The sequence below is a fragment of the Streptomyces sp. W16 genome (assembly GCF_033194735.1).
Taxonomy (GTDB): Bacteria; Actinomycetota; Actinomycetes; order Streptomycetales; family Streptomycetaceae; genus Streptomyces.
In genome coordinates, this window is the sequence record NZ_JAWOAI010000973.1 from 1 (window position 1) to 1,898 (window position 1,898).

Sequence of the window (1,898 nt, forward strand, 5' to 3'; positions counted from 1 at the left end):
CGCAAGGACGTGGGGCGCGGCGCGATGGAGTGAGGGGCCGCGCGTGCGGGGGCCGGGGCCGCCACGCCGAGGGCCCGGTGCCGCGTCGTGCGGTGAAGGTCGAGGCGGCGTCACACGGTGAGGGTTCCGTACGGCGGCACGCCATGAGGAGTCGGCGCGGCAGCACGCTCTGAGGAACCGGTACCGCCCCACACCGTGAGAGCCCGGCACGCCCGAATCGCGGCGCCGTCACCCTGCGGGCAGCGTGACCACGAACCGTGTCCCAGGCGTGTGCCCGGCGTCGTACGTCACCTCGCCGCCGGCGGAGCGGGCCAGGCGTCGGGCCAGGGGCAGGCCGAGGCCCGCCCCGCTGTGGCCGTCGCCCGGATCCGCCCGTCGGCCGGGCTCGAAGAGCAGCCCGGTGAACGCGGGCGGTACGCCGGGGCCGTCGTCGGTGACGTCGACGGCCACACCGTCGGGTGTGCGGTGCACGCGGACGGCGACGGCGTAGCGGGCGTAGCGGCACGCGTTGGCGAGGAGCGGGCTGACGATGCGTTCGAGGAGGGCGGGCGGCACTCCTGCCACCAGGCACGGGCCGTCGACGGTGACCGTCAAGTGGGCCGGCACGCAAAGGACTTCGGTCAGTCGGCGCAGCGTGGGCAGCAGCTGTGCGGTGCCCGGAGCGACGAGTGTGCCGTCGCGGGCGTCGGCCAGGAGGGTGTCGCAGATGGTGCGCATGGACTCGGCGGCCTCCGCGATGACCTGGTGACTGGCGCGGGTCTGGTCGGCCGTGCGGGGGTGGGCCCGCCACCATTCGAGCTCGGCGATGATCCGGCTCAGGGGAGTGCGCAGCTCGTGCGAGAGTTCCCCGGTGAGTTGCCGCTCGTGGCGCAGCAGCGTGCGGATGCGGTCGAGTATGGCGTCCAACGACGCGCCGAGACCGGCGAGTTCGGCCGGATGCCGCGTGCTGCCGAAGCGTTCCCCGGAGGCCACGACGCTCCACTGGCCGGCCTGGTCGGTCATCGTGCGGACCGGACGCAGGGCGCGGCCGACCGCCAGCCGGGTCAGGACGTAGGTGCAGGCGAGCATCACGGCGTCCAGCGCGAGCGATCCCAGGAGCAGAGTGTCGGCCGAACTCCGGTACGGGGAGAGGTCCAGCGCGGTGACGACCATGGCCTCGCCGGTGCCGCCCGGGACCGGCTGGGAGCACAGGCGCAACGGGCCGTGGACGTCGGCGGTCACGCACCGCTGCCCGCCGCGCCCGGCGAGCGCGTCGGCGACCCGGGTCAGGGGGCCCGCGGCCGGCGGCGCCTCCAGCAGGTGCCGGCCGGAGTAGATCCACACGTCGGCGTCGAGGAGTTCGTCGTGGGAGGTCTCCAGGACCCGTACCGTCGGGCCGCTGGTGTCGACAGTCGTGGCCACGGCGGCGGCACGGGTGCGCAGTTCGTCGTCGGCCTGGTGCTGGAGGCGGTGGCCGGCCACGGAGTTGAAGGCGACGGTGAGGACCAGCATCAGCAGCGTGGCCGTGACCAGAGCCACGAGCGAGAGCCGGCCGCGCAGCGTGCGGGGTGCCGCACGACGGAGGAGGGCGGTCGCGCGGCGCCGGCGGAGGTCCCCGCTCACGTGCCATTGGCGAAGGGCACTGCTCACGTGCCAGCGGCGGAGGACACCGCTCATGACCGGTGCCGACCGACTCGCGACGGATGCCGGCCAGCTGGTGACAGGCGCCGGCCGACTCGTGACAGATGTTCGCCGATCCCGCTCATGCCAGGTGATGACCGATCCCGCGGGCCGTGCCGATCGTCCGCTCGCTGCCCGCCGCGCGCAGCTTGCGGCGCAGCCGGGTCAGGTACTGGTCGAGGGTGTTGTCGTGGACCCGGGCCCCTTCGGGCCAGCCCGCCCGGACCAGCCCGCGGCGG

Annotated in this window: 2 protein-coding genes; both read right to left on the reverse strand. The window is 74.7% G+C overall.

Features of this window, described 5'->3' with window-relative positions; translation table 11 throughout:
* Positions 1-228: 228 nt before the first annotated feature.
* The gene (locus R6V09_RS52080) at positions 229-1,656 is read right to left on the reverse strand and encodes a sensor histidine kinase (protein WP_317888394.1); all 1,428 of its coding nucleotides are present in this window, start codon (positions 1,654-1,656) and stop codon (positions 229-231) included.
* Between the two features lie 85 nt (positions 1,657-1,741).
* Positions 1,742-1,898, reverse strand: a 157-nt coding sequence (locus R6V09_RS52085) for a winged helix-turn-helix domain-containing protein (protein ID WP_317888395.1), incomplete at its 5' end; no start/stop codon positions are given.

Bases quoted from the DNA above. Each gene is read 5' to 3' on its own strand.
- R6V09_RS52080 (WP_317888394.1), bottom strand. From the start codon at position 1,656: ATGAGCGGTGTCCTCCGCCGCTGGCACGTGAGCAGTGCCCTTCGCCAA.